21 protein-coding genes and 1 tRNA gene are annotated in these 22,669 nt (G+C 68.4%); 12 read left to right on the top strand and 10 right to left on the bottom strand.

Features of this window, described 5'->3' with window-relative positions; genetic code table 11:
• Nucleotides 1-29: 29 nt before the first annotated feature.
• From IM25_RS06700 to IM25_RS06685, 4 genes are all read right to left on the bottom strand, one after another.
• Nucleotides 30-377, bottom strand: coding sequence for a metal-sensitive transcriptional regulator (locus tag IM25_RS06700; RefSeq protein WP_033098102.1), 348 nt, complete (start codon nucleotides 375-377; stop codon nucleotides 30-32).
• Nucleotides 378-624: 247 nt separating this feature from the next.
• On the bottom strand, nucleotides 625-831 hold the full coding sequence (locus IM25_RS06695) for a hypothetical protein (RefSeq protein WP_033098101.1): 207 nt from the start codon (nucleotides 829-831) through the stop codon (nucleotides 625-627).
• A 185-nt stretch (nucleotides 832-1,016) separates the two neighbouring features.
• Nucleotides 1,017-1,721 (bottom strand): methyltransferase domain-containing protein, encoded by a 705-nt coding sequence (locus IM25_RS06690; RefSeq protein ID WP_006553306.1) that lies wholly within the window; start codon nucleotides 1,719-1,721, stop codon nucleotides 1,017-1,019.
• Nucleotides 1,722-1,850: 129 nt separating this feature from the next.
• Nucleotides 1,851-1,933, bottom strand: a tRNA-Leu gene (locus IM25_RS06685).
• 202 nt (nucleotides 1,934-2,135) lie between these two features.
• Between IM25_RS06685 and IM25_RS06680 the strand changes: the two genes are divergently transcribed.
• The 7 genes from IM25_RS06680 to pknB all read left to right on the top strand — a co-directional run bounded on the left by IM25_RS06680 (nucleotide 2,136) and on the right by pknB (nucleotide 12,018).
• On the top strand, nucleotides 2,136-3,479 hold the full coding sequence (locus IM25_RS06680) for a DUF3662 and FHA domain-containing protein (protein WP_065995888.1): 1,344 nt from the start codon (nucleotides 2,136-2,138) through the stop codon (nucleotides 3,477-3,479).
• Between the two features lie 154 nt (nucleotides 3,480-3,633).
• Entirely contained in the window at nucleotides 3,634-4,095 is a 462-nt protein-coding gene (locus IM25_RS06675; protein ID WP_006550946.1) for an FHA domain-containing protein FhaB/FipA, read from the top strand.
• Nucleotides 4,092-5,621, top strand: coding sequence for a PP2C family protein-serine/threonine phosphatase (locus tag IM25_RS06670; RefSeq protein WP_006550945.1), 1,530 nt, complete (start codon nucleotides 4,092-4,094; stop codon nucleotides 5,619-5,621). The genes IM25_RS06675 and IM25_RS06670 overlap by 4 nt, the downstream gene beginning before the upstream one ends.
• Nucleotides 5,621-7,069: an FtsW/RodA/SpoVE family cell cycle protein gene (locus IM25_RS06665; protein WP_006550944.1), complete on the top strand. Its 1,449-nt coding sequence runs from the start codon at nucleotides 5,621-5,623 to the stop codon at nucleotides 7,067-7,069. The genes IM25_RS06670 and IM25_RS06665 overlap by 1 nt, the downstream gene beginning before the upstream one ends.
• The gene (locus tag IM25_RS06660) at nucleotides 7,066-8,550 is read left to right on the top strand and encodes a peptidoglycan D,D-transpeptidase FtsI family protein (RefSeq protein WP_065995887.1); all 1,485 of its coding nucleotides are present in this window, start codon (nucleotides 7,066-7,068) and stop codon (nucleotides 8,548-8,550) included. The genes IM25_RS06665 and IM25_RS06660 overlap by 4 nt, the downstream gene beginning before the upstream one ends.
• A gap of 1 nt (nucleotide 8,551) precedes the next feature.
• Nucleotides 8,552-10,117: a serine/threonine-protein kinase gene (locus IM25_RS06655; protein WP_065995886.1), complete on the top strand. Its 1,566-nt coding sequence runs from the start codon at nucleotides 8,552-8,554 to the stop codon at nucleotides 10,115-10,117.
• Entirely contained in the window at nucleotides 10,114-12,018 is a 1,905-nt protein-coding gene (gene pknB / locus IM25_RS06650) for a Stk1 family PASTA domain-containing Ser/Thr kinase (RefSeq protein WP_033098099.1), read from the top strand. Before IM25_RS06655 ends, pknB begins: the two co-directional genes overlap by 4 nt.
• A 66-nt stretch (nucleotides 12,019-12,084) precedes the next feature.
• On the opposite strand, the gene IM25_RS06645 is transcribed toward pknB, so the two are convergent.
• Together IM25_RS06645 and IM25_RS06640 are read right to left on the bottom strand one after the other, a co-directional pair.
• Nucleotides 12,085-12,747 (bottom strand): aminodeoxychorismate/anthranilate synthase component II, encoded by a 663-nt coding sequence (locus tag IM25_RS06645; protein WP_065995885.1) that lies wholly within the window; start codon nucleotides 12,745-12,747, stop codon nucleotides 12,085-12,087.
• 232 nt (nucleotides 12,748-12,979) lie between these two features.
• Nucleotides 12,980-13,705, bottom strand: coding sequence for a DUF881 domain-containing protein (locus IM25_RS06640; protein ID WP_024102564.1), 726 nt, complete (start codon nucleotides 13,703-13,705; stop codon nucleotides 12,980-12,982).
• Nucleotides 13,706-13,808: 103 nt separating this feature from the next.
• Here IM25_RS06640 and crgA point away from each other — a divergent pair, with 103 nt between their 5' ends.
• Nucleotides 13,809-14,072, top strand: coding sequence for a cell division protein CrgA (gene crgA / locus IM25_RS06635; protein ID WP_006550938.1), 264 nt, complete (start codon nucleotides 13,809-13,811; stop codon nucleotides 14,070-14,072).
• Nucleotides 14,073-14,178: 106 nt separating this feature from the next.
• Nucleotides 14,179-14,637, top strand: coding sequence for a PH domain-containing protein (locus tag IM25_RS06630; RefSeq protein WP_033098098.1), 459 nt, complete (start codon nucleotides 14,179-14,181; stop codon nucleotides 14,635-14,637).
• Here the strand turns inward: IM25_RS06630 and IM25_RS06625 are convergent.
• Together IM25_RS06625 and IM25_RS06620 are read right to left on the bottom strand one after the other, a co-directional pair.
• Nucleotides 14,622-15,548 carry a rhomboid family intramembrane serine protease gene (locus tag IM25_RS06625; protein ID WP_006550936.1) on the bottom strand — a complete coding sequence of 309 codons (927 nt, stop codon included), beginning with the start codon at nucleotides 15,546-15,548 and terminating at the stop codon, nucleotides 14,622-14,624. The two genes, IM25_RS06630 and IM25_RS06625, sit on opposite strands and share 16 nt — an antisense overlap.
• Nucleotides 15,549-15,558: 10 nt before the next feature.
• Nucleotides 15,559-16,086, bottom strand: coding sequence for a peptidylprolyl isomerase (locus tag IM25_RS06620; RefSeq protein WP_024102562.1), 528 nt, complete (start codon nucleotides 16,084-16,086; stop codon nucleotides 15,559-15,561).
• Between the two features lie 101 nt (nucleotides 16,087-16,187).
• On the opposite strand from IM25_RS06620, the gene IM25_RS06615 reads away from it, so the two are divergent.
• Nucleotides 16,188-16,652 carry a hypothetical protein gene (locus IM25_RS06615; RefSeq protein WP_065995884.1) on the top strand — a complete coding sequence of 155 codons (465 nt, stop codon included), beginning with the start codon at nucleotides 16,188-16,190 and terminating at the stop codon, nucleotides 16,650-16,652.
• Nucleotides 16,653-17,006: 354 nt separating this feature from the next.
• Entirely contained in the window at nucleotides 17,007-18,962 is a 1,956-nt protein-coding gene (locus IM25_RS06610; RefSeq protein ID WP_033098095.1) for an acyl-CoA dehydrogenase family protein, read from the top strand.
• Between the two features lie 73 nt (nucleotides 18,963-19,035).
• Here the strand turns inward: IM25_RS06610 and IM25_RS06605 are convergent, their stop codons facing one another.
• Nucleotides 19,036-20,328 (bottom strand): lipase family protein, encoded by a 1,293-nt coding sequence (locus IM25_RS06605; RefSeq protein ID WP_033098094.1) that lies wholly within the window; start codon nucleotides 20,326-20,328, stop codon nucleotides 19,036-19,038.
• A gap of 215 nt (nucleotides 20,329-20,543) precedes the next feature.
• Between IM25_RS06605 and IM25_RS06600 the strand changes: the two genes are divergently transcribed.
• The gene (locus IM25_RS06600) at nucleotides 20,544-21,650 is read left to right on the top strand and encodes a hypothetical protein (protein ID WP_006550931.1); all 1,107 of its coding nucleotides are present in this window, start codon (nucleotides 20,544-20,546) and stop codon (nucleotides 21,648-21,650) included.
• 28 nt (nucleotides 21,651-21,678) lie between these two features.
• Here IM25_RS06600 and IM25_RS06595 read toward each other — a convergent pair whose 3' ends face one another.
• A complete protein-coding gene (locus tag IM25_RS06595) occupies nucleotides 21,679-22,656 on the bottom strand; it encodes a R2-like ligand-binding oxidase (RefSeq protein WP_016931505.1) in 978 nt (325 codons plus the stop codon).
• Between the last annotated feature and the right edge of the window lie 13 nt (nucleotides 22,657-22,669).

Raw genomic sequence — 22,669 nt, 5'->3', positions numbered from 1 at the left:
GGGAACTCCTCGGATACGGGTCTGGACGATCAGGAACGGACGAGTCGCGCGATGGCGTCGCCGGCTTCCTTCAACTTGAGGTCGGCCTCGTCGCCGCCGGCGCGCACGGCACCGGCCACGCAGTGCGCCATGTGCTCGTCGAGCAGACCGAGCGCGACGGCCTCGAGGGCCTTCTTCATCGCCGCGATCTGCGTGAGGATGTCGATGCAGTACTTCTCTTCCTCGACCATCCGCTGCAGGCCGCGGGCCTGCCCCTCGATGCGACGCAGTCGCTTGAGGTAGTCGGCCTTGGTGTTGTTGGCGATATAGCTGTGCTGATGCGCGTCGTCGTGTGCGACGGCATCGGTGTGCACGGTCTCGCTCGGGGTATTCGGCATCGGAATCGTCCTTGTCGCGTCGGTCGTCCTGCTAGATACCATACCCCCCTAGGGTATGCACGGCAACCAACAGACTGCGCAGGCTATTTGCGCAGGTAGAGGCGCATGACATCGTGATGGCTGCAAGAGTGCCCAGCATCCCTCGAAAATGCGGGGCCGCTCCGAAGAGGTTCCGTAGCCGGTGGACGACATGCCCGAGCGCCTCACGAGGCGATCGAGCGCCTCGTAGCCGATTCGTCGCGGGACGTCACGGCACGTGCATCATCTTCCCGGCGAGGGTGAACAGCCGGCGGGAGAGCCGGATGACAGGGATACCCAGTGGGATCAGCAGGATCGTCACGCACAACACCGCACCCAGGAGCATCACCACGGCGGCGACGATCCCCAGAACGGTGCCGAGCAGGGCGGTGAGAAGTCCGAGCACGACATTCAGTAGGCCACTCAGAGCACGCATGACGACCTCCTACCCCCATCTCCCATTGTGCGCCGGTCTCGCGCTGTATCTCACCGGACCGCAACTCGCCGGCGCGCACGGCAATCGACGGACACGAGTACCCACCGGAGTGCCGGTACCGCGGAGTTGGTCGAGTGAGTAGCCGGATCGGGAAGGGCGCGGCCACCCTGCGCCCTTCCTTTCGCTCAGGGAAACCCGGTGCGGCGGCACACCAGCATGTGGTGGGCGCCCTTCTGGAATCGGTAGTCGACCTCCACGACCTCACCGTCGATGCCGTGTTCCCGGAGATCGGTGAGCAGTTCGTCCAGGTAGGGGCAGAGGACCGAGGTTCCGGACTCCACGAGCGGGAAGATGCGCAGTTCGTCCCGGGCGACACGCATCAGTTCCCGGATCGCGTCGAGGTGGAAGGTGCGGTCGAGTCGGTCGGCGTAGCTGAACAGCAGGTGCGAACTGAGCACGAGATCGAATGCCGCATCGGGGAACGGCAGGGACGGCAACCACCCGGCGACATATCGGTGCGGATGCCGACGGATGTCCTCGGCGAAATCCCGGACCGCCTGCCGCCGCACCCGTGCGTGTTCGTCGGGGTCGGCGAAGAACGTCCAGTCGTAGTTCTCGGCGTGGTCCCGGATGTACCGGTTCCCGCGCTCGGCCTCAGCAGCGGCAACGACGGTGAGGTGCTCAGCGTCGGAGTCGGAGTAGGCCGTGTCGCAGGCCGTCACGTCACCACCGAGGCGGTTCACCACGGCGGTGAAGCCCGCCGCGCCGGCCGGGCAGTCCAGGATCCTCCGCGACAGATCGTCGTCGGAGAGGTCGAACATCGACCGGTACTCGTCCAGGGAGCGCGAGCTGATGAGGATTGCGCCAATATCTGCCGTGTTGGGAGTCACCGGGCCATCACCGCCCCAGTAAAGCACGGCCGAAAAGGCATCGGATCGGGGCCGGACAAACGAAAACGAGGTCACGATCTCCGAAGAGTTCGTGACCTCGTCCGTCGCAGTTCGTGGAACTGCACACTGTGGGCGAAGGGGGACTTGAACCCCCACGTCCCGAAGGACACTGGCACCTGAAGCCAGCGCGTCTGCCATTCCGCCACTCGCCCGAGCAACGCCGAAAACAGTAACACACACCGGAGCCGAACAACTATTCGCCTGGTCAGAGGGCCGCGAACACTTCCGGCTCGATCGCCGAGCACATCCGGGCGAGACGTGCCGCATGCCTCAGGGTCGAATCCGGGGAAAAGTGGATACCATGCAGTGACGAGATCTGCATTGCGACACGCTGAGTACGGAAAGGGGGTCGCCATGGGCATCGCCCAGCGCTTCGAGCGCAAACTCCAGGCCGCGATCGGCGACGCTTTCGCCCGCGTGTTCGGCGGCGGCGTCGTGCCCCAGGAAGTCGAGGCGGCGCTGCAGCAGGAGGCAACGGACGGCGTCCGACAGCTCGATCGGGGCCACATGCTCGCCCCCAATCACTACGTCATCACGATCAGCGAAACCGATCACGACGCCCTCGCAGCGGATCGGGACTTGACTGTGAAGGCATTCTCCCGTCACCTTGAGGACTTCATCCGAGAACAGGGATGGCAGACATACGGTGAGATCCAAGTCGTCTTCGAGTCGTCGTCGGCACTGCACACCGGGCAGTTCCGGACTCGCGGCTCGGTAGATCCCGATGCGGGGCGCTCAGCGACGCGTGCTCCGTCACCGCGGAACCCGCAGAACCGCCCACCCGTGACCTCTGAACCAGGAGCTGGCCCAATGACGCAGACCCCCGGCTACGACCCCAGCCGTGACCCCGCCGAGGCGGAACCGCAGTACGCACGCAACGGTCACGCGCACGTCGGCCAGGAGCAGCGCTACAACCAGGGCTACGGCAACGCCGGCTACGACCAGGCTCCCGGCGGTTACGACCAGCAGGGCGGTTACGACCAGCAGGGCGGTTACGACCAGCAGGCGTACGGCCAGGCCTACAGCGAGCAGGACTACCAGCAGGGCGGTTACGACCAGCAGGGCGGTTACGACCAGCAGGGTGGCTACGACCAGCAGGCCTACGGCGCTCGAGGCGCCCAGCCGCAGGCGTACGGCCAGGACTACCCGCAGCAGGGCGGGTACGACCAGCAGGCGTACGGCCAGCAGGGTTACGCACAGCCCGGTTACGACCAGGCCTACCAGGACCAGGGCTACCAGCAGGGCGGCTACGACCAGCAGGCCTACGGCCAGCAGAGCTACGCACAGCCGGGTTACGACCAGCAGTACGGCGCGCAGCAGGGCGGTTACGACCAGGGCTACGCCGCCGCGGCCCCCGGCTACGACCAGGGTTACCAGCAGGCCGGCTACCAGTCCCCCGCCGCCGGCCGGGTGCTGACCGCAACGCTCCAGCTCGAGGACGGCAGCGGCCGCTACTACCAGCTCCGCGAGGGCAGCAACATCATCGGCCGCGGCCAGGACGCACAGTTCCGCTTGCCCGACACCGGCGTCTCGCGTCGCCACATCGACATCCGCTGGGACGGCCAGGTCGCGATGCTCTCCGATCTCGGGTCGACGAACGGCACGACGGTCAACGGCGCCTCGGTGCAGGACTGGCAGCTCGCCGATGGTGACGTGATTCGCGCCGGGCACTCCGAAATCCTCGTGCGCATCCTCTGATCAGCCGGTATCGAAAGACCTACCGGACCCGTTCATACCGTCCGACGCGTGTGACAGCGCGTCGGACGCTGCATGGAGTCGTCCGGTGTCCGTATTGTGAGTGACCGCACGACCTGGAATACGACCGGTCGACTACCCCGAAGGAGGATGCACCGTGCAGGGGCTGATTCTGCAGCTGACCCGAGCGGGATTCCTCCTCCTGCTGTGGTTGTTCGTATGGGCGGTGTTGCGCACGCTCCGGTCCGACATCTACGCCGGTGCCGCGCGACCGCTCCCGCGTTACTCGCCCAAGCAGTCGGTGCTGCCGACGCTGAGCCGTAACAAGACCGCCAAGTACCTGGTGGTCACGCAGGGCGCGCTGGCCGGCACGAGGATCACGCTCGGCACCCAGCCGGTTCTCATCGGCCGTGCCGACGACTCCACACTCGTGCTGACCGACGACTACGCATCCACGCGCCACGCACGCCTGTCGCCACGAGGTTCCGACTGGTACGTCGAAGACCTGGGGTCGACGAACGGCACGTATCTCGACCGCGCGAAGGTCACCACCGCTGTCCGTGTCCCGCTCGGAACCCCGGTCCGGGTGGGCAAGACCGTGATCGAGCTCCGCCCGTGACCCTCGTACTCCGATATGCCGCCCGCAGCGATCGCGGCCTCGTGCGCTCCAACAACGAGGACTCCGTCTACGCCGGTGCCCGCCTGCTCGCCCTCGCCGACGGCATGGGCGGCCACGCGGCCGGTGAGGTCGCCTCACAGCTGATGATCGCGGCGCTCGCCCACCTCGACGACGACGAGCCGGGCGGCGACCTCCTCGGTAAGCTCGCCGCGGCCGTCCGCGAAGGCAACGCCTCCATCGCCGACCAGGTCGAGGAAGAACCCGAGCTCGACGGCATGGGCACGACGCTCACGGCCATCCTGTTCGCAGGCAGCAAACTCGGACTCGCCCACATCGGCGATTCCCGCGCCTATCTGCTGCGCGACGACCAGCTCACCCAGATCACCCGCGACGACACCTTCGTGCAGTCGCTCGTGGACGAGGGCCGCATCACCCCCGAGCAGGCGCACACGCACCCGCAGCGGTCGTTGATCATGCGCGCCCTGACGGGCAGCGAGGTCGAACCGACCCTCACCGTGCGCGAGGCCCGCGCCGGCGACCGCTACCTCGTGTGCTCCGACGGTCTGTCCGACGTCGTCAGCGACGAGACGATCGCCGACACCATGCGGCAGGGCACGCACGACGAGTGCGCCGACCGGCTCATCGAGCTGGCGCTGCGCAGCGGCGGCCCCGACAACGTCACCGTGGTCGTCGCCGACGTGATCGATCTCGACTACGGCCAGTCGCATCCCATCGTCGCCGGAGCGGCATCCGCGGACGACGACGAGGACACTCCCCCGCCGAACACCGCAGCGGGTCGCGCCGCCGCGATGCGGCCACCGCGCGCCACCCCGAAGCGGGTCATCAACAAGGCCCCGGAACCGGCGCCGAAGAAGAAGCGCAGCCGCCTGTGGTGGCCGGTCGCCGCCGTCGTGATCATCGCGGTGCTGGTCGGTGGCCTGTTCGTCGGCCGCCAGCTGATCCGCAACAACTACTACGTCGGCGCCGACGACGGTCGCGTGACCGTGCTGCGCGGTATCCCCGGCGACGTCTTCGGTTACTCGCTGCAGGAGGCCGCGCGCGTCGGGTGCGTCACCGACGAGGGCGACCTCACGCTCGTCGATCCGAACAGCGCGTCGTGCCGGGTCATGCTCGTCGACGACCTGTGGCCCGCCGCTCGCGAGCAGGTCCGTGCCGGGCTTCCGTCGGGGTCGCTCGACGACACCCGCGAGCAGATGCAGCGGCTCGCCGAACTGGACCTGCTGCCGGTGTGCACCCCGGAGGAACCCGAGCCCGCTCCCGCACCGGCCCCCGGCCCGGGAGAGCCGACGCCGACGCCCGGACCGAACGGCACCCCGCCCACCGAGACACCCACGGTGCAGCCGCCGGCGTCCGGTGAGCCGCAGCCGGGCCAACCGGCACCGGCCTCCCAGCCCGGCGAACTGCTTCCCGGCGAACCGACTCCCGGCGAACCCGCTCCGAACACGGAGCCGGCTCCCGAGCCCGCGCCCCAGATCCCCGGTCAGAACTGCAGGGTGGGCGCCTGATGTCGGTGTCCCATGGTGTGGGGGACTTCCCGAGCCCTCCGGGAGGTTTCGCCCCGGCGCCCGTCCAGTCGACCCGGCGCAACACCGAACTGGCCCTGATCGTCGCGGCCATCGGTGTCACGACGGTGTCGCTCATGCTCGTCGAGGTCTCGATGGAGCAGGCGCTGACCCTCGACCTGCTCAAGTACGGGGTGACCTTCGCTGCGCTGTTCCTCGCCGCGCACCTCGCGGTCCGGCGCTTCGCGAAGTACGCCGATCCCCTGCTGTTGCCGATAGTCGCGCTGCTCAACGGTCTCGGACTCGTGCTCATCCACCGGCTCGACCTGTCCGATCAGGAGAACGCCCGTTACATGGGCCTGCCGCCGCCGTCGCCCGATGCGACGCAGCAGGTGCTGTGGACGGCGCTCGGCATCGCACTGTTCATCGTCGTGCTCGTGTTCCTGCACGATTACCGTCTGCTCGCGCGGTTCAGCTACACGCTCGGTCTCATCGGCCTGATCGCACTCGCGATCCCGGCCCTGCTGCCGAGCAGGTTCTCCGAGGTCAACGGCGCCAAGATCTGGATCCGGCTGCCCGGTTTCAGCATCCAGCCCGGCGAGTTCGCGAAGATCCTGCTGATCATCTTCTTCGCATCGGTCCTGGTGGCGAAGCGCGACCTGTTCACCACCGCAGGCAAGCACTTCCTGGGGATGGACTTCCCCCGCGCCCGCGATCTCGGCCCGATCCTGGCGGCCTGGATCATCTCGATCGGTGTGATGGTCTTCGAGAAGGACCTCGGCACGTCGCTGCTGCTGTTCACCACCGTGCTGGTGATGCTCTACATCGCGACCGAACGTGTCGGCTGGCTGATCATCGGATTCTCGTTGCTCGCCGTCGGCTTCTACGCGGCGTACCAGATGTTCGGTCACGTGCGGGTGCGCGTGGAGACCTGGCTCGATCCGCTCGCCGACTACAACAACACCGGCTACCAGATCTCCCAGTCGCTGTTCGGTCTCGCGACCGGCGGAGTCGCCGGCACCGGCCTGGGCAGCGGACGGCCGGGGCAGGTGCCGTTCGCGAAGACCGACTTCATCGTCGCCGCGATCGGTGAGGAACTCGGCCTGATCGGCCTGGCCGCCATCCTGCTGTTGTTCCTGATCCTCGTCGTCCGCGGCATGCGCACGGCGCTGGCGGTGCGCGACAGCTTCGGCAAGCTGCTCGCCGCCGGCCTGTCGTTCACCCTCGCCGTCCAACTTTTCGTGGTGGTCGGCGGTGTCACGAAGTTGATCCCCCTGACCGGCCTGACCACACCGTTCGTGTCCTACGGTGGTTCGTCGCTGCTCGCAAACTATCTGCTCCTGGCTCTGTTGATGAAGATCTCGCACGCTGCCCGCCAACCCGCGATCCCCCGTAAGAAAGCGCCCACGCCGATCGCCGAGGCCAAGACGGAAATGATGGGGCGCGAATGAACGGTCCGCTCCGCAAGGTCGCGATGGCCGTGATGTTCATGGTCGTCGCGCTGCTCGCAAACGCCACCTACGTGCAGGTCATCAAGGCCGACGATCTCCGTACCGATCCGCGCAACTCGCGTGTGCTGATCGACGAGTACTCCCGTCAGCGCGGACAGATCGTCGCGGCCGGTCAGGCTCTCGCGGTGTCGGTGCCCACCGACAGCCGCTACAAGTACCTGCGCGAATCCCCGGCGCCGCCGACCCAGCCGATGAGCCCGCTGGCCTACGCGCCGGTGACCGGCTTCTACTCGATGCAATACGGCAGCACCGGACTCGAACGGTCCGAGGATTCGCTGCTCAACGGTTCCGACAACCTGCTGTTCGGACGTCGACTGTTCGACCTGGTGTCGGGCCGCAACCCGCGCGGCGGAAACGTCGTGTCCACGATCGATCCGGTCGTTCAGCAGGTGGCCTACGACGAGCTGACCTCGAAGGGTTACACGGGCTCGGTGGTCGCGATCGAACCGAGCACCGGCAGGATCCTCGGGATGGTGAGCACGCCGAGTTACGACCCCAACCGGTTGTCGGGACACGACGGCGCCGCGACCTCGCAGGCCTGGGACGAGCTCAACGCCGATCCCGAGAAGCCGATGCTCAACCGCGCGATCTCCCAGACCTACCCTCCGGGCTCGACCTTCAAGGTCGTCGTGACGGCGGCCGCGCTCGAGAACGGCGTCACCCCCGACACGCAGTTCACCGCAGCGCCGCAGATCACCCTGCCCGACACCGCGACGACCCTCGAGAACTACGGCGGGGCCGCGTGCGGCGACGCATCGACGGTGACGCTGCGGGAGGCGTTCGCGCGGTCGTGCAACACGGCCTTCGTCGAGATGGGCATCGACGACGGACGCGAGGCCCTGGTCTCGCAGGCGGAGAAGCTCGGCATCGGCGAGACCCTCGACGTCCCGCTGCCCGTCGCGGCGAGCACCGTCGGCCCCATCCCGGACGGCGCGGCACTCGGCCAGTCGAGCATCGGCCAGCGGGATGTGGCCCTTACTCCGTTGCAGAACGCGTCGATCGCCGCGACCATCGCCAACGGCGGGGGGCGCATGAAGCCGTATCTCGTCGACCGTCGGCAGGGGCCCGACCTGACGGTGCTCGAGGAGACCAAGCCCGAATCGCTGGGCCAGGCGATCTCGCCGGAGGTCTCGGCGACCCTCACCGACCTGATGATCGGTGCCGAGAACAACGCCGGCGGTGGCGGTGCCATCCAGGGTGTGCAGATCGCGTCGAAGACGGGCACCGCGGAACACGGCAACGATCCGCGGAACACCCCGCCGCACACCTGGTACATCGCATTCGCACCTGCACAACAACCCCGCATCGCCGTCGCGGTGATCGTGGAGGACGGCGGCGACCGAGCACTCGCCGCGACCGGCGGTTCGGTGGCCGCCCCGATCGGACGGGCCGTCATCTCGGCCGGATTACAGGGAGGCTGACATGGCTCTGAGCAGCGGCGCCATGATCGCCGACCGTTACCGTCTCCAGCGACTCATCGCGACCGGCGGAATGGGTCAGGTGTGGGAAGGACTCGACACCCGGCTCGACCGGCGGGGCGCGGTGAAGGTCCTCAAGGCCGAGTTGTCCGGCGACGAGGACTTCCTCGCCCGGTTCCGTTTCGAGGCCCGCACCACCGCCCAGCTCAACCATCCCGGCATCGCCGGGGTGTTCGACTACGGCGAGACCACCGACGCCGAGGGCCAGTCCATCGCCTATCTCGTGATGGAACTCGTACACGGCGAACCGCTCAACGCCGTCCTGTCGCGGCTCGGACGCCTGTCGCTGCCGCACGCGCTCGACATGCTCGAGCAGACCGGACGCGCCCTGCAGGCGGCCCACAACGCCGGCGTGGTGCACCGCGACGTCAAGCCCGGCAACATCCTCATCACCCCGACGGGCCAGGTGAAGATCACCGACTTCGGTATCGCGAAGGCAGTCGACGCCTCCCCGGTCACCCGCACCGGCATGGTGATGGGCACCGCACAGTACATCGCTCCCGAGCAGGCACTGGGTCAGGAGGCGACGTCCGCGAGCGACGTGTACTCGCTGGCCGTCGTCGGCTACGAGGTGCTGTCGGGACGCCGTCCGTTCCTCGGCGACAGCGTCGTGACCGTCGCGATGAAGCATGTCCAGGAGACCCCGGCGCCGCTGCCGACGGATCTTCCGCCCGAGGTGCGCGAACTCATCGAGATCGCGATGTCGAAGGACCCGGCCTACCGCTATTCGAACGGTGGCGAATTCGCCAACGCCGTCGCTGCGGTGCGGTCCGGACGGCCCGTGCCCCCGCCCGGCAACGTGCCGCCGGTGACCAGCGCCAACCGCGTGCTTCCGCCCGGCGTGCCCGGCACGACGGCCCACACTTCTTCGACCCGTGCCCTGCACCCGACGCAGTACGACCAGACGGCCTATTCGTCGGTTCCCCGCTCGGCTCAGCCGCCGCCCGCCGGCCGTCCGCCGGTGGCAGGTCCGCCGACTACGGGAGTGCCCGCCGACGATGACGGACGACGGTCCCCGAGTCCCACAGCGCTGGCCTGGGCCGCAGGTGCGGCAGTGGTGCTCGCCCTCGTGACGCTGGGAATCGTGCTGTTGGGTGGCGACGACGAGGAGACCCCGCGCGCTCCGTCTCCGACGACGCAACTCACCACGACCCGCGCGACCACCACGACGACCCGTCCGCCGCTGACCACCACGACGACGTTCGTGCCGCTGCCGCCGCCCGTCGAGACGGAGACCTTCACGCCTCCTCCGACCACGACGACGACGCAGCCGCCGACGACCACGGTGGAGCCGACGACCGAGCCGACCACGACGCAACCGCCCACCACCACGACCGCCCCGACCACGACGACGACCACCACCACAGCGGAGGACACGGGTGGCGGCGACGGCGGCACGGGCGGCGCGGAGGGTAACGGCGACGACGAGACCGACCCCGAGGCCGCCGGTGGAGGGGACGACAATTCATCCGAAACCAGCAACGGTACGAACAACCAAGGAACGTCATGACCACACCCCGCAAGCTCTCCTCCCGCTACGAGCTGGGTGAGATCCTCGGCTTCGGCGGTATGTCCGAGGTGCACCTCGCGCGGGATCTGCGGCTCGGCCGGGATGTGGCCATCAAGGTGTTGCGCGCCGACCTCGCACGCGACCCCACGTTCTACCTGCGCTTTCGGCGCGAAGCGCAGAATGCCGCTGCGCTGAACCATCCGGCGATCGTCGCCGTCTACGACACCGGTGAGGCCGAGACCGAGGCCGGGTCGCTCCCGTACATCGTCATGGAGTACGTCGAGGGCGACACGCTGCGCGACATCGTGCGCGCCGACGGGCCGATGACCCCCAAGCGGGCGATGGAGATCATCGCCGACGTGTGCGCGGCCCTGGACTTCAGCCACCGCAACATGATCGTGCACCGCGACGTGAAGCCGGCCAACGTCATGATCAACAAGGCCGGCGCGGTGAAGGTCATGGACTTCGGCATCGCCCGGGCCATCTCCGACGCCGCGAGCCCGATGACGCAGACCGCCGCGGTGATCGGCACCGCGCAGTACCTCTCCCCGGAGCAGGCGCGCGGTGAACAGGTCGACGCCCGGTCCGACGTGTACTCGGTGGGCTGCGTCCTGTTCGAGATCCTCACCGGCGAGCCCCCCTTCAAAGGCGACTCGCCCGTCGCGGTGGCCTACCAGCACGTGCGGGAGGATCCGCCGCTGCCGTCATCGGTGAATTCGTCGGTGCCGCCCGAGCTCGACTCGGTGATCCTCAAGGCGATGGCGAAGAACCCCGCGAACCGCTACCAGTCGGCCGCGGAGATGCGCAGCGACCTGATCCGCGTGCTGAGCGGGCAGCGTCCGAGTGCGCCGATGGTGATGACCGACGAGGACCGCACGACGCTGATCGACTCCGTCGACAACAACACGGGGCGGCACGGCCGCGTCGCGGCCGCCGGTGCCGCCGGGGCACCCGCCGAGGATTCCGGCGGCGGCTCAGTTCTCAAAAAGGTGCTGCTCGGCATCGCCGCGCTCGCCGTGGTCGGTATCGTCGGCGTCTTCCTGTGGTCGCTCGGACCCGGTTCGACGGCCGCCCAGGTCACGGTGCCCGACGTCCGCAACGTCTCCGCCGAGCTCGCCGAGAGCCAGCTGCAGAACGCCGGCTTCCGGGTCTCGATCCAGCAGAAGAGCGATCCGGTCGTCGCGAACGGCAACGTCATCAACACCCGTCCCGTGCCCGGGAGCCAGGCCGAGGAGGGTTCGACCGTCACCCTCGAGGTCTCGACAGGACCGGAACAGGTGCAGATCCCGCGGCTCGAAGGCATGACGCAGGAACGCGCAGCCCAGGAGCTGTCCGCCGCCGGTCTCCGGCTCGACCCGAACGTCGGACGTGCTCCGTCGAATGCCGACGACGAGGACCTCGTCGTCGACCAGAGCCCCGGTGCGGGAGCCAGCGTCGACCGCGACAGCCCCATCACCATCACTTTGGGATCCGGCCCCGAACTGGTGCGCGTCCCCAACGTCGTGGGCCAAACCGTCGAGGTGGCGAGCGACAACATCGAGGGTGCCGGTTTCGAGGTCGTCGTCGAGAACATCGACTCCAGCGAGACCGAGGGCACCGTCGTGTCGACGAGTCCGGCCGGTGGCGCCTCCACCGAACAGGGGTCGACGGTGACGGTGCGGGTGTCCAACGGCGACCGCATCGAGATGCCCGTCGTCACCAACCGGTCGGTGTCGGATGCACTCGCCGCTCTGCGCGGCGCCGGCTGGACGGGCAACGCCTCTCAGCTCCAGCAGACGCGTGAGGCGACACTCGATGTCGATCTCGTCGGCACCGTGATCACGCAGGCCCAGCCGCCGGGTTCGGAGATCTCGAAAAACCAGCCCCTCACCGTGGGCGTCGGTGTGCTCGGCATCCGCTGAACGAGCTTTCGACGAAAGGCGCCGATCCTCGAAGGACCGGCGCCTTTCTCGTCGGAAATGGGTGCGTCAGGCGGCTCCGCCGTCGAGCGCGCGTGCCATCTGCGCCTCGAGGCGCGCGACGAGCGTCTCGTCCGGTGCCTCGCCGCAGGCCGGGAGCCAGTTCGCGAGCATGCGGTGACCGCCCTGGGTGAGCACCGATTCGGGGTGGAACTGCACACCGTGGATCGGCAGCTCGGCGTGACGCAGGGCCATGACGATGCCGGTCTCCGTGTGGCCGGTGGGCTCGAGTTCGGCGGGCATCGTCTCGGGCAGCACGGTCAGCGAGTGGTAGCGGGTCGCGGTGAACGGATCGGGCAGGCCCGCGAGCACACCGGCACCATTGTGACGAACCAGGCTGGTCTTGCCGTGCAGCAGCTCGGGGGCGCGATCGACGGTCGCGCCGAACGCGACACCGATGGACTGGTGGCCGAGGCACACACCGAGCAGCGGAGTGCTGCTGTCGGCACATGCCTTGACCAGATCGATGCTCGCCCCGGCGCGTTCGGGTGTGCCCGGCCCTGGGCTGAGGAGGATGCCGTCGTACTCCTTCGCGACCCGCGCGAGAGCACCCGGTGCGGTGAGCCGCTCGTCATCGTTGCGCCACACGTCGGCCGTCGTTCCGAGCTGCCCCAGATACTGGACCAGGTTGAAGACGAAGCTGTCGTAGTTGTCGACGACGAGAATGCGCATGAGACGAGGGTACTCAGTGGCCGGCAGAGGGCGACCCGCCCGGTGGCCGGTAGAGGGCGACCCGCCCGGTGGCCGGCAGAGGGCGACCCGCCCGGTGGCCGGCAGAGGGCGACCCGCCCGGTGGCCGGCAGAGGGCGACCCGCCCGGTGGCCGGCAGAGGGCGACCCGCCCGGTGGCCGGCAGAGGGCGACCCGCCCGGTGGCCCGATTCGGACAGTGCTCCCGGGCACCGCTCAGCGCGCGGACGAACTACCGGTGTAGGCGGGGACCGACAGATCCTCCGACGCCTGCTGCGTGTAGCCGAGTTGATAGCGGGCCGCGTACTGCTTGTAGATGCGGATACCGGGCTCGGCGTCGAGCGCGGCCTGCAGCCGTGCCGGGTCGCCGAGCGCGGTGACGACATAGGGCGGTGAGTAGGTGCGTCCGTGCAGCAGCAGCGTGTTGCCGATGCAGCGTGGTGCCGACGTCGCGACGATCCGCTGATCCTGCATGGCCACGGCCTCGGCACCGCCGGCCCACATCGCGTTGAGCACGCTCTGCACGTCCTGCTGGTGCACGACGAGATCGTCGGGTGAGGCACCGGACGGATAGCGCCCGTTGGCGTCGCGGGGTGCGTCGGTGAGAGTGACGGTCACACCCGGACCGCGGCGGGCCACGAGTCCGGCCGGGTCCTCGATCGCGGACAGGTCGTCGAGCACCGCGGCGACGTCCTCGTCGTTCACCGCGGCACGGTCCTGGAGTTCGTCGATGCGGGTAGTGAGATCGTCTCGGGTGGCGGCCAGTTCGTCGGCCTTCTCCTGCGCGGCCCGGACCAGATCGGACAGTCGCGGGGAGTCGCCGGCGCGCAGTTCGTCGCCTTCGGACACTCCGCGGGTGGTACCCACGAGCAGACCGGCCACGAGGCAGACGACGAGGGTCGCGACACCCCACACGGGCGCGCGCAGTCGTCGTTCCGACACGTCGTACCTCCGATCCTGGCCTTACGTTAGCGTGATCTCAACAGGTAGTTGACCGACCACTCCATCCGTGTACGACGGGTGGAGACGTGAGAACGAGGACACCATGCCCAAGTCGAAGGTTCGCAAGAAGGACGTCTCCGCGACCCGGACGGTGAGCCGCACACCGGTGAAGGTCAAGGGCACGCCGTCGAGCACGTTGTACGTGACGGTGATGCTCGCCCTGATGGTCATCGGGTTGCTGTGGCTGATCGTCTACTACCTCGCGGCCGAGCAGATCACATGGATGAACGATCTCGGTGCCTGGAACTTCCTGATCGGTTTCGGGTTCATGGTGGTCGGTCTGATCATGACGATGAACTGGCGCTGACCTCCACCCCGCTCGGGTTACACCGATGTTATTCATCCCCACCTGGGGATAACACTGTGCACAACCGGTGAGAGGTCCCCGGGGAACGGATCGGAAGAGGACGCAGATGCCCGACGAGACACCGCTGCGGTGGGCGACGCCGCCCGCCGCGATAGCGGCGTTGTCGGCCGCCGGTATCGCCTTGGCCGTGACCGCAGCGGTTGCGGTTCCCGACGCGGCCGGTCGCGTACTGGTGGGTTTCGCGGCGGTGCTCGTCCTCGTGATGGTCGCGCTCGCGCTGCGGCAGCGTCCGCGTCTCGAAGTGCTCCCCGGAGGAATGGGGATCGCGACGATGCGGTTGACGGGTCGTCGCGAGTTCCCGCGCGCGGCCCTGCACCGCGTGCGGATCGTCGAGTACCCGCGCTTCGGGCGGCGCGTGCCGATGCTCGAGATCGACACGATCGACCCCGCGACCGGCACGGAGAACCTGATGATCTTCGGCCGGTGGGATCTGGGCACCGACCCGCGGAACGTGCACGCCGCGCTGGCGATGCGCGATCTCGCGCCCGATCAGACACCCAGTTGATCGCGTAGCCGCACGACGGCGAGCACGATCGCGACCAGCGTCACCGCGACGACCGCGACCAGCGCGATCCATCCGGTGCGCACGATGCGGTCCCGGTCGGTGCCGGCACCGAGATACTGCGGGGCGTAGAGCAGGGCCGCTGTCGCGGCGGCACCGGCGACGAGACCGCCCAGGTGACCCCACAGGGAGATGCCCGGGACGGTGATGCTGATGATCACGTTGAGGCCGACGATGGTCAGCACGGGTGCCGGGCTGCGACGCAGGCGCAGCAGGATGACGGCCTGCGCGCCGAGCAGACCGAAGACCGCTCCCGACGCTCCGGCGGTGACCGCTCCGGTCTCCATGAACATCACTGCGGCGGACCCGCCGAGGATCGACACGAGGTAGACCGAGAGGTACCGGGCGCGTCCGAGCACGAGTTCGGTGTCGCGCCCGATCACCCACAGGGCGAACATGTTGACGGCCAGATGGAGCAGGCCGAAGTGCAGGAATCCGCTGCCGAGGATCCGGATGTACTCGCCGTGCGCGGCGATGATGGGCGGCCACAACGCCCAGTCGAGGAACAGCGCCGAGCCCTGCTCGTTGGTCATCACGCTGCCCGACTGCGCGGCGGTGATGCCGAAGACGAGCACATTCAGCGCGATGAGCACGTACGTCACGATCGGCGAGGGCCGATCGGAACGGACGGGTGCGCCGGCGATGGTGCGGGCCTGCGGTGTCGACCGTTCGGCCGCGGCGACGCAGTCGACGCAGTGCTGACCGACCGAGGCGGGACGCAGGCACTCGGGGCACGCGGGCCGGCCGCATCGGGAGCAGGCGAGAAGGGTCGGGCGGTCGGGATGGCGAACGCACCGCGGCTGGGGTTGCGGGCCACCACCCTCGGCCGCGGAGCCCCAGCCGGGGTTCGTCATGGGAACTCTCTCAGGAGATGGTGATGCTGTTGATCACGACGTCGTCGACCGGGCGATCGGCGCGGTCGGTGGCGGTGGTCGCGATCGCGTCGACGACCTTCTTCGACTCGGCGTCGACGACCTCACCGAAGATGGTGTGGCGACGGTTGAGGTGCGGGGTCGGGCCGACGGTGATGAAGAACTGCGAGCCGTTGGTGCCCGGGCCGGCGTTCGCCATCGCGAGCAGGTAGCCGCGGTCGAACTGCAGCTCGGGGTGGAACTCGTCGGCGAACTGGTAGCCCGGGCCGCCGCGGCCGGTGCCGGTGGGATCGCCACCCTGGATCATGAAGCCGTCGATGACGCGGTGGAAGACCGCGCCGTCGTAGAACGGACCGCTGGTCTCGCCCTTGGCGTTCTGGGTCTTGTACTCCTTGGTGCCCTGGGCCAGGCCGACGAAGTTCTCGACGGTCTTCGGCGCGTGGTTGCCGAAAAGCGCAATCGCGATGTCGCCGCGGTTCGTGTGGAGCGTGGCCGTTGCTGTCTGATGCGGTGAAGTCACCCCACCATGGTGCCATTGCCCGCTTCCCGGGCAGGACAGGCGGCGCGGGACACGCTCTCCGGTCACGACCACAGGTCCGGGCGGTATGGAAGAGTGGACGCATGAGCAAGCTGATTCATGCCGAGACCGACGACGTGTGGCTTCCGGCATTCGTGCGACGCCACGACGAATCCGGCAATCTCGCGGGTGCTCTCCGCGTGGCCGGCGAGGGCGCGGTAGCTCTCGCGCAGGGCTCGAGTGCGGCCGGACTGTTCGCAGCACGCAAGGGTCTGGACGTCGCGGGCGAACTGCTCTCGGTGGCCCGGCGGGGCGCGGCCGAGCGGGGTGCCGCGAAGTCGTCCTCTCGTCCGGAGCGCACGGGCAGGCGGTTCGGTCTCGTCGTCGCCGGCGCGGTTGCCGTCGTGGCCGCAGGCGGGGGCGTGTTCTACCGGCGACGACGGCCGGATCCCCCTCCGATCGCTCCGGAACCGCCGCGCGTGCGGCCCGCGGAGTCCGCCGAGACGACGACCGACGAGGCCGCCTCGACGCCGGTCTCCCCCGAGTCCACCGACACCTCGGAGGCCTGATCGCCGTCCGCGGTGCCGAATTCTCGTTCCGCCGATCGGATCTCGCGGTCGACGATGAGGCACGCCGCGAAGTAGAGCGCGCCGAGGAAAGTGAGCAGGACGGGGACGAAGGCCAGGAATTCCATGGCCACCTCCGTTCCGATCCGCGATGGGGATCGGCGAGTGACGGGCGGGGCACGTCGTCGGTGACGATTCGAGCGTAGGCGCGTCCGGGAGTCCCCGCACGTCCCCGCCGACTTCCGCGGTAGTGATCTAGTTCACATCCGACTGCTTCATGATCGACTCGGCCGAACCTGTGATAAGAGGCACATCCGGGTGCATACTCACCAGTAGGCACGCGACCCGGAGGCAGTCATGGCAGAGAGCGCCGATGCCCGAACCCCACAGGTCACCGAGCGGCAGGCTCGTGAAGTAGCGGAGCAGGCGCGCGAATCCGAGTGGAACAAGCCGTCCTTCGCGAAGGAACTGTTCCTCGGACGGCTCACCCTCGACCTCGTCCACCCCTTCCCGCGACCGACACCCGACGAGGACTCCCGTACCGAGGAGTTCCTCGCACGCCTGCGCGCCGCGTGCAGTTCGATGGACGGCGGCCGCATCGAACGCGACGCGCGGATACCCGACGAATACGTCCGCGAGCTGGCCGAACTCGGCTGCTTCGGCATGAAGATCCCGCAGGAGTACGGCGGCCTCGGGCTGTCGCAGGTCGCCTACAACCGGGCCCTGACGGTCGTCGCCTGCGTGCATCCCAGCATCGGCGCGCTGCTGTCGGCCCATCAGTCGATCGGTGTGCCGGAACCGCTCAAGCTCGCCGGCACCCCTGAGCAGAAGCAGCGCTTCCTGCCGCGATGCGCGCGCGGCGCCATCTCGGCTTTCCTGCTCACCGAACCCGACGTCGGGTCCGACCCCGCCCGACTCGCGTCCACCGCCATCCCGGTCGAGGACGGCAGTGCCTACGAACTCGAGGGCGTCAAGCTGTGGACGACCAACGGGGTGGTCGCCGAACTGCTCGTCGTCATGGCCCGCGTACCGAAGAGCGAGGGCCATCGCGGCGGGATCTCCGCCTTCGTCGTGGAAGCGGATTCACCCGGCATCACCGTCGAACGCCGCAACTCCTTCATGGGCCTGCGCGGCATCGAGAACGGCGTGACCCGACTGCACAAGGTGCGGGTTCCGAAGGAGAACCTCATCGGACGTGAGGGCGACGGGCTGAAGATCGCGTTGACGACGCTCAACGCCGGTCGCCTCGCCATCCCCGCGATGTGCTCGGGTGCCGGCAAGTGGGCGCTGAAGATCGCCCGCGAATGGTCGTCGGAGCGGGTGCAGTGGGGCAAGCCGGTCGGTGAGCACGAGGCCGTCGCCGCGAAGATCTCGTTCATCGCCGCGACCACCTACGCACTCGAGTCCGTCGTCGAACTGTCGGGCCAGATGAACGACGAACAGCGCAACGACATCCGCATCGAGGCGGCACTGGCGAAGTTGTGGGCGAGCGAGATGGGATGCCTCATCGCCGACGAACTCGTGCAGATCCGCGGCGGACGCGGCTACGAGACCGCCGAGTCGCTGGCGGCGCGCGGCGAACGGGCCGTTCCCGCAGAGCAACTCGTCCGCGACCTGCGGATCAACCGCATCTTCGAGGGGTCGAGCGAGATCATGCGTCTCCTCGTCGCCCGCGAGGCGGTCGACGCCCACCTGCGCGCAGCCGGCGAACTCGCCGACCCCGATTCGACGGGCAAGGAGAAGGCGCAGGCCGCGGTACGGGCGAGCGGGTTCTACGCCCGATGGCTCCCGAAACTCGTCACCGGCAAGGGACAGCTACCGCGGACCTACAACGAATTCGGTTTTCTGGCAACACATCTGAGGTACATCGAACGCAGCTCGCGCAAGCTCGCCCGCTCGACCTTCTACGGGATGGCCCGCTGGCAGGCCGGACTCGAGAAGCGGGAGAACTTCCTCGGACGGATCGTCGACATCGGAGCCGAGCTGTTCGCCGCGACCGCCGTGTGCGTGCGCGCCGAACGGCAACGCGTCGACGGGCACCCGGGAGCCGACACGGCTTTCGAACTGGCCGACGCGTTCTGCAAGCAGTCGCGGCTGCGCGTGGAGAAGTTGTTCGACGCCCTGTGGACGAACACCGACGCCGAGGATCGTCGCACCGCGGCCGGCGTTCTCGAGGGCAGATACGAGTGGCTCGAGCGCGGTGTGCTCGATCCGAGCGAGGGCACCGGTCCGTGGATCTCCCGCTGGGAACCGGGCCCGTCGACCGAGACGAACGTCGCGCGCCGGATCATCGACACCCGTCACTCGGTGTAGACCCCGCACACGAATCCGGCCCGCACCCCCGGAAGGGAGTGCGGGCCGGATCGATTGCGGATTCGAAGGAGCGTCAGAAGGCTCCACAGTTCGACGGTGCGGGCTCACCGCGCAGTCGCGCTTCGATGTACGCGACGGAGTCGGGCAGTCCGCCGATCATGGGCACCGCATGGTTGATGATGAAGCCGGGCAGGATCGGCGGCGTCGTGTTGGGCAGGAACTGCACCGTCGCGCCCTGATCGCACCAGTCCAGCGCCAGCTGACGGCCCTGACCGTAGGGGACCGTGTCGTCCTGCGTGCCGTGCTGGAGGAGGACGGGCACGGCAGGCGTGCGGTTGCCGATGCGCTGCTCCGCGAGGATCTTCTGGACCTGGGGCAGGCGGTCGAGCACGACATCGAGGGGCTCACCCGTGCGGGTGTAGTCGCCGGTGCGCTGGAATGCGAAATTCGCCACCGTCTCCGGGACGCACTGGTTCGCCACGGCCGCGAGCATCTTGCGGCCGCGATCACTGATCTCGGCGTCGATCTCGTCGCGGATCTCCGGGTAGGCGTCGGCCAGACCGTTGATCGTGTACCCGATGGCACCGGTGAGCAGCGTGCCGTCGATCTGCTTCAACGTGGCCACGAGGTCGGCGGGCGGAGCACCCACGTAGGCGCCGACGAGGTTCAGTTCGGGGGCGTACTCGGGAGCGAGCTCGGCCGCAGCGCCCGACGCGCCGCCGCCCTGCGAGTAACCGAAGAGGCCGACCGGGCTGTTCTCGGTCACCGACGCGTTCTCGAGCTTCAGCGCCGCGCGCACCGAGTCGAGCACCGCGTGGGCTTCGGCGGCGCGGTTCACGTAGGTGTGGTGCCCCGGCGTACCGAGACCGTCGTAGTCGGTGACGACCACGGCGATGCCGCGCAGCAGCAGCGCGTTGATCGACAGCACCTCGTACTCGGTGAAGAAGTCGAGGGGCGGATTATAGTTGACGAGCGCGCCGAGATTGCGGGACGGCGCGCACTGGTCACCCTGACCGTGGGTACCGACGGCCAGCGCGACGAGCGGCCGGTCGCCGGGACCGTTCCACGGCGTCGACGGCTCGATGTAGGTGCCGCTCACCGCGTTGGGTGCGCCCTTGGCGTCGTTGCTGCGGTACAGCAGCTTGGTGCCCTGACCCGGGAAGATGCCGTCGGCGACCGGTGCGCGCAATGCCAGATCGGACGGTGCCGTGCGCAGGACGTCGCCGGGAGCACCCGTCGGCAGTGGGTCGGGCGGGAGATAGAAGTCCGTCTCGGCTCCCGCTGTCGCCGCGGTTCCGAGAATTCCGCCGGCAAGGACGGTCGTCGTCACCGCCGCGGCCATCCACTTCCGAGCGCGCCCCACCATGTTGTTCCTCCACCTGGATCCACCGGAACCGTGTGTCCCTCGTCACGGCGGTACGGACTGTAACACGTACTTACCGGAAAGTAAGGTCGGCACTTCCCTCCCTGTCTGCCACAATCGTTCTTCGCGCCCGAAGCGGTGCATTTGTCCGGCGCACCCGGAGCGAGTCGGGTCCTCGGCAGCACGACGGACGAGCAGCCTCTCGAGGAAGGGAAGACATGGCAATCGGTGTCGGCCTCCGGATCGGGCGAGTCGTGTCCACGGCGGTCATCGCATCCAACGAACCCGGCACTCCCGACCCTGTCGTCCTCGCCCGCGACTCCGTCCTGCACGTCGACCACGACGGCAACACGTCGCTCGGCAGCGTGGCGCACGGGGACGAAGCACGCACGATCGCGGGCTTCCTCACGCGGGTCGGCGACGCCTCGGGCATCACCGCGAGCGACGGTCGCATGTACCGCGCCGAGGACGCGATGGCCACCGCCATCCACTGCCTGTTGCGGGAGTGCCACCCGTTGCCGACCTTCGGCGGCATGGACCGGGACAGCGACCCCGGCTACGCCGCCACCTACCCGTCGCACTGGGATCCGGACACCATCGCGACCTTGCGTGCCGCCCTGGACTACGCGAATCTGCGGCACGTGGATCTCGTGTCCGACGCGCAGGCGGCCGCCGCCTGGTACGCCTCCGAGATCTCCGAGACCCCTGGCCAACTCGTGGGGGTCTTCCATCTCGACGACGGCGGCTCGACCGTCACCCTCGTACGCTCGGGCGTGCCCGCCGGCAAGGCCTACCGCACCCCCGCCCAGGGCGCACCGTCCCCGGCGGCCCAACTCGCCACGGCCCTCGGATCGTTCGGCTGGATACCGGACAATCTCGAGGCCGTCGTCGTCATGGGCGACGGTCTCGTCGCACGAGATCGCACCCACATCCAGGAGATCGCGAACAGCCTCGCCACGAAGCTCACGGTGCGCAGCCTCGTCGGGCCGGGCCCGGAACAGACGGCGGCGCTCGGCGCCGCGATCCTCGCGGCCGGATTCACGCCGGCACGCGAGACCAACAAGACCCGGATCGGACTTCCACCTTCCTACGACGAAACCGACGTACTCACCGGCGGTTTCGCTCGGCTGCGCGAACTCGAGGAGAGACGTCTCGGGGCCGAGAGCACCGCCGAGAACCGCGGAGCCGCGAGGAAGGAGGCCACACCCGTTCCGGTGCTCACCACGGGCACCGCAGACGAGAACACCGGCAACACGAGAACGGTCGTCATCGGGGTGGTCGCCGTTCTCGTGCTGATCGCGATCCTCGCCGGCATGCTGCTCTGATCGATCTCCTGTCTCCGATCGACCCTGCTCAGTCCGCCGGGGTGCGGTCGGGAGCCGGAACCGCAGCGAGCGCGGCGGCGTCCTCGTCCCCGAAACGGTCCTCGAGCACGGCGGGAGCGAAGTCGAGATCGATCTCCTCCAGCGGGCGTCCGCGCGCGGATTCTATTGCGCCGAGCCGTCTCTGTGCCCGGTCGGCCGCATAGGAGATGAACTCGTCGTTGTCGAGACCGTAGGGCTGTTCGTCGAACTGCTCGTTCTGCCACTGGATCATTCCGGTCGCGAGGGGAAGCAACTCCTCCATCCGCTGCAACACGACGTTCCAGTTCGAGTCGTCCGCTGCCACATGCCGTCGGCAGGTGAACGTGCCCCAGGCCATGTGCCGGCGCTCGTCGGAGCCGATCCGCCGGATGATCTCCTGCATGCCCGGCAGGATCCCGTACTTGGTGCACACCTTCTGCCACGCGTAGTAGCCCGTCAGCGCGAGACTGCCCTCGATGACGTGGTTGTAGGTGACACTCGCGCGGACCTGATTGGCCGGGGACGGATCTCGATCGAGCACGCGCAGGCTGTGCGGCAGTTCCTCGTAGAACAGCCGCCGGTAGTAGGGATTCTCGGCAACGAACGGGTGCAGGTCGGATGTCAGTCCCACGGTGTCCATCCAGCGACGGAACACCTGCACGTGCTTGGCCTCCTCGTAGCAGAACTGGGTCAGGTACATCTCGTCACCCAACCGGCCCTCCGCTTCCATGGCGCGGAGGAACGGAAGGATGTCCTGCGTGACGGCCTCCTCGCCGGCGACGAACAACGCGACCAGATAGGTCGAACTGCGGCGTTGTTCCGAGTTGAGCGACGCCCAGTCCTCGGCGTCGTGGGAGAAGTCGATGTCCATCGGATCCCAGTGCGCTGCGTTGCCCTTCGCGAAGAGCCGGAGCGGGAAGGCGTCCCAGTTCAGGCCGCCTTCCCGCAGCGACGCGAAACCCTGACGTATCTGTGTAATCTCGGTCACACCCTCGAGGCTA

The sequence above is a fragment of the Rhodococcus sp. p52 genome, from assembly GCF_000763325.2.
Taxonomy (GTDB): domain Bacteria; phylum Actinomycetota; class Actinomycetes; order Mycobacteriales; family Mycobacteriaceae; genus Rhodococcus; species Rhodococcus pyridinivorans.
This window is presented reverse-complemented; position numbering and strand designations above follow the sequence as displayed.

Bases quoted from the DNA above. Each gene is read 5' to 3' on its own strand.
- IM25_RS06700 (WP_033098102.1), bottom strand. From the start codon at position 377: ATGCCGAATACCCCGAGCGAGACCGTGCACACCGATGCCGTCGCACAC.
- IM25_RS06695 (WP_033098101.1), bottom strand. From the start codon at position 831: ATGCGTGCTCTGAGTGGCCTACTGAATGTCGTGCTCGGACTTCTCACC.
- IM25_RS06680 (WP_065995888.1), top strand. From the start codon at position 2,136: ATGGGCATCGCCCAGCGCTTCGAGCGCAAACTCCAGGCCGCGATCGGC.
- IM25_RS06665 (WP_006550944.1), top strand. From the start codon at position 5,621: ATGTCGGTGTCCCATGGTGTGGGGGACTTCCCGAGCCCTCCGGGAGGT.
- IM25_RS06660 (WP_065995887.1), top strand. From the start codon at position 7,066: ATGAACGGTCCGCTCCGCAAGGTCGCGATGGCCGTGATGTTCATGGTC.
- IM25_RS06655 (WP_065995886.1), top strand. From the start codon at position 8,552: ATGGCTCTGAGCAGCGGCGCCATGATCGCCGACCGTTACCGTCTCCAG.
- pknB (WP_033098099.1), top strand. From the start codon at position 10,114: ATGACCACACCCCGCAAGCTCTCCTCCCGCTACGAGCTGGGTGAGATC.
- IM25_RS06645 (WP_065995885.1), bottom strand. From the start codon at position 12,747: ATGCGCATTCTCGTCGTCGACAACTACGACAGCTTCGTCTTCAACCTG.
- crgA (WP_006550938.1), top strand. From the start codon at position 13,809: ATGCCCAAGTCGAAGGTTCGCAAGAAGGACGTCTCCGCGACCCGGACG.
- IM25_RS06630 (WP_033098098.1), top strand. From the start codon at position 14,179: ATGCCCGACGAGACACCGCTGCGGTGGGCGACGCCGCCCGCCGCGATA.
- IM25_RS06625 (WP_006550936.1), bottom strand. From the start codon at position 15,548: ATGACGAACCCCGGCTGGGGCTCCGCGGCCGAGGGTGGTGGCCCGCAA.
- IM25_RS06615 (WP_065995884.1), top strand. From the start codon at position 16,188: ATGAGCAAGCTGATTCATGCCGAGACCGACGACGTGTGGCTTCCGGCA.
- IM25_RS06610 (WP_033098095.1), top strand. From the start codon at position 17,007: ATGGCAGAGAGCGCCGATGCCCGAACCCCACAGGTCACCGAGCGGCAG.
- IM25_RS06605 (WP_033098094.1), bottom strand. From the start codon at position 20,328: ATGGTGGGGCGCGCTCGGAAGTGGATGGCCGCGGCGGTGACGACGACC.
- IM25_RS06600 (WP_006550931.1), top strand. From the start codon at position 20,544: ATGGCAATCGGTGTCGGCCTCCGGATCGGGCGAGTCGTGTCCACGGCG.